The organism is Chryseobacterium sp. 2TAF14 (assembly GCF_052115105.1).
Lineage (GTDB): Bacteria > Bacteroidota > Bacteroidia > Flavobacteriales > Weeksellaceae > Chryseobacterium.
Genome location: NZ_JBFRGA010000222.1, coordinates 1 through 3,842, shown reverse-complemented (window position 1 = coordinate 3,842; position 3,842 = coordinate 1). Strand labels below are relative to the sequence as shown.

Annotated in this window: 3 protein-coding genes and 2 pseudogenes; 4 read left to right on the top strand and 1 reads right to left on the bottom strand. The window is 34.8% G+C overall.

Annotated elements, in window-relative coordinates; translation table 11 throughout:
* Positions 1-230: pseudogene (locus AB4Y90_RS16325) on the top strand (hypothetical protein); the annotation flags it as partial.
* A gap of 325 nt (positions 231-555) precedes the next feature.
* Positions 556-1,422 carry a hypothetical protein gene (locus tag AB4Y90_RS16320; protein ID WP_441558630.1) on the top strand — a complete coding sequence of 289 codons (867 nt, stop codon included), beginning with the start codon at positions 556-558 and terminating at the stop codon, positions 1,420-1,422.
* Positions 1,423-1,760: 338 nt separating this feature from the next.
* Here AB4Y90_RS16320 and AB4Y90_RS16315 read toward each other — a convergent pair whose 3' ends face one another.
* Positions 1,761-3,077: a hypothetical protein gene (locus AB4Y90_RS16315; RefSeq protein ID WP_441558629.1), complete on the bottom strand. Its 1,317-nt coding sequence runs from the start codon at positions 3,075-3,077 to the stop codon at positions 1,761-1,763.
* Positions 3,078-3,323: 246 nt separating this feature from the next.
* Here AB4Y90_RS16315 and AB4Y90_RS16310 point away from each other — a divergent pair, with 246 nt between their 5' ends.
* Positions 3,324-3,599 (top strand): recombinase family protein, encoded by a 276-nt coding sequence (locus tag AB4Y90_RS16310; RefSeq protein WP_441558631.1) that lies wholly within the window; start codon positions 3,324-3,326, stop codon positions 3,597-3,599.
* Positions 3,598-3,842, top strand: a pseudogene (locus tag AB4Y90_RS16305) (PRTRC system ThiF family protein); the annotation flags it as partial. The gene AB4Y90_RS16310 and the pseudogene AB4Y90_RS16305, both read left to right, overlap by 2 nt.

The window sequence follows — 3,842 nt, the reverse complement described above, 5'->3', positions numbered from 1 at the left end:
GAGATTATACACACTGTAATGAAAGAAGGGCAAAGCTTTGGCGATTTTCTGCTTTTCTCAACAAATCATATCCTATGAGTGCTGTAGCTTTAGGACCATGTGAGGTTTTAAGGTTGTGTACTGTCAATTTTTTCAGTATGCTTGATATTTATCCGCAACTGTATTCAAAATTATTCAAAAGTTTATCTGAAAGGTTTTACAATCAGATGAAGAAGATTACAAAGAGGTAAAAGACTGTCGGAGAGCAAATTGAAGAATTGGAACCGAAATCATCAGCACGATCTTTAAGCAAAAAAACGATCGGGTTTTGATATTTCCTCAGTATAACAACGGATTAGGAAATAAAAAAAAACCGACATAAGAGAAAAAAATCTGCAAATGTCGGTCTTGTGAGCTTAACGAGACTCTATCGAAACCATTTATTAACAGATATTGATAAGATTTTGAAGGTGGCTTATCAGTTATATCGAAAAAAGAAATGAAGTAATTTATTGTGATTATCAGGAGGATATTTTTTTAAGAAATCTCGACAACTGGTCCTCAAGATTTATCCAATTGAAACTATATTCATCAAAAAACTTTTCATTTTCAAGCGTTGAGGTGAAAAAGGCTATAAGTCATTTTTTTATGTTATTTGTTAAAGGCGAGTATAAATTTGATGAGATTGAATTCGTTTTTGAGACAAATGCTGCTGTTGCCGGCACATATAAAGGAAATGATGCTGAATTACTAAAAGAATGGGAAGATAATCAAGATGAAATGTCTGTTGACCTGATTAAAAGATCTGCGGCAAAAGTTAAAGAGATTGTACTTGAATATGTAGAACCATTTGGCATTAAAGAGAAAGATCCCAAACTAGCAAAAGACTTAGCCGATACGAAAATTATTGTGGGCGAACTGCCTGACAGTGTATGGGAGGATTTTGCAAAAACAATTCATTGGAATTTTGAAGATATTGGTGCAGATCAAGCAGTGCAAAGAGTGATTGAAGATATCTATATGCACATAGACGCTACGGGATTTTCCTCTGCAAAATCAACAAGGGAAGGTGTTTTTGCAAGCCTATATTATAAAATATCTGAAAAATCAATTGTCAGCGATTCAGAGCAAAGAAAACTTGACCATCATTTGCTGGATTCGGTGTTGCTTTCTACAGGAGATGAAGATGACAAATGGTATGGAGAGTATTTTAGCAGTTGGCGTGCGGTGGAAAATATAGAACATTTTCTTGCAGCAGAATTTTATCAGGTATTACATGCGGCTGATTATTGCAAAATAACAAACTATCTGACTCACCACGCTGATATGTGGATAAAATTGCTGAACAAGTATATCAATCTAACAGAAATTCCAATTGTTTTCAAGCGAAAGGCCATTTATGAACTTTTATGGCTGAAATTTAATGGATACAGCTTACCGTAACTATTTAAGATAACATTATCTGCCTGCCAAGTATCCAAAACTTCCAGTTGATTGATACGATTCCAATATTTTTCTTGCAGGTTTTTTTCGAAATATAGCGTCGATAATATTCCACTCGCATACTGATAGTACAAATGTAACTTAATTTCAAAAAGGTTGTCATGGAAATAAATCGCATACTGTGTATGCTTTTGCAGAGATTTCGCAAAAATTCCCAAAAATAGTGTGGAGGATATGGTTGAGGCTCCAGAAATTTTCGCATAGCTACAGCAAGTTTTTGCTCATTGAAAGTACCTACAATATTATCGCATTCTTCTGCGATATAGTTGCGCATATCATCACCTTAACGATAATATTATGGAGTTGCTAAAAAGCTGAGACAAGCGCTCTGCCAAATTTTTTGGTTTTAACAGCTCTTTAATTCGAGTAATTTGCGGGATAAATTCTTCTGAAATATTCCATTTAATGAAATGGGGGAGTCTCTCTAACACCTCCTTCTGCTCTAATAATTCAAAGTCCGTAGCATTATTTTCTAAAAATCCCAGTACTTGCGCTATTTCTGAATTATCTTGATAAGCTTTAGGATTTCTATGAGAGGCGAAAATTCCGCGTACAATATCCAATATTGCCTTTAATGTTTCTAATTTATATTCAGTTAAAACTGATAATTGATAATAGTAAATAAATAGCTGTATAGTCTCCAGCCTAAACATTTGAACACTCTCACTGCGGGGAAGAGCGTATCTTGTGATCGATAAGGAATCACGATCTGTAGCACTAGGTTCATAGATAGTAAAATCCAGGACTAACATCTGTTTCAAAATTTCTCGGATAAGAAAATAATTAGCTAAATGATCTTCTGGTCTATGCTTTAACCGCCTTATAAAATAAAACTGCCTGTTTAATTTGAAGTTTTCAACTACATCTTTTTTTGAATACGAATAGATTCCGGAGATTTTACTATCCTTGGTGTGTTCATAAAGTTTGAAAATCCTGTCAAATACAAATCCATAAAACGCAGGGAACGAAAGARGGCTTGATAATATGCTGTTTATTTTATTGCCTAGGGCCTCAGTAAAATAATTCGGGTACTTTAAATTAGCCTCAAACTCAATCCTTACAGGATGACCATCTTTAACTATGTTGTAAAGATAAAGGTCAACGGCACGCATAGCAATTTCTGGCTTTACATATACGATTCTTCCAACTGTATGTAGAATGCGACTGATTGTTGAAATCTTCATTTCAGTGGTAATTGTTGGATCGTCTATTTCAGCAATCCAACCAACGTACTCATTAAGAGTATTATTTAATAACAAGCCCTTCCCACTATCACCCTCGTCTACACTACTTAGATTTATGATAATATTATCCAATTGAGCGCCGAACGACATGATATAGTTGGAAGCATCAGTTGCGTTAATATTTTCTAAAATTATATCACTATAGTAATCAGGCCTGATGCTTTGCTCATATCTGCCGCTTACAAAGCCGTAATCCTTCAATAATTTAAGAGCAAGAATTATTTCGGGGCGTGCTATGTCGTGAAGACTACTAAGCTTTTCAATTATATGCTGATCGTCGAAATTGAATGGTTCAATGAGAGCAATATTCTCAAGTAGACGTTTGGAGCGAAGTTTACTTATGTTTGCCATTTTGCCAATTCCAAATGAAATTCATCAAAATAATTGCCGACATAGGATTTTAAAAATCGTTCTGCCGGATAGTTTCGATCCTCGTATTATTGAATATAGCCCTTAAAATTGCTATAATAAGTACTGGCCTGCCATATGAAATGTCGATCAATTCACGGATATGGTGCCAATAGGCACCTTTTTCTAGATATGGTTTGAAAGCGGCTTTTGTTTCATGTCTATCGAGGGTAGTCAGATTTACCTTTAATTTTACGGRATCCAATTTACTGTGGGCTTATATCAATCAAACTTAAATCTAATGAAGAACAAATGATAAAAGGTTTGCACGAACCTTTAATATCTGAATCGTTATTTTATCAAGTTCAGTCTGTTATTAATTCAAAAAGAAAAACTACTTCTAAAAAAGATGATTTAAAAGAACTGTTTTTTCTTAGAGGTTTTTTGACTTGTCCTGTTTGTGATCGAAAACTCAGTGGGAGTATTGCGCAAGGAAGCTCAAAAAAATATCCATATTATCATTGACATTAGGCAACCCAATTCCGAGAGATATGAAACGGTGGAAAACCTACCTTTTTGTTACAGAAGAATTTGGAGAACTTTTAAAACTTTCAGAAGTAGAGGATGATGCGCCAAGTTGCAGTTTGGCAGAAGCGCTCGAAAAGCAGGATTTGTATATCAATTCCACTTTGGCACAAATGGGATGTTCTCTTTTATGGGGCTTATTCCGCAACGGACTGACTGAAAACAGAGGGTTTTTTCTCAATC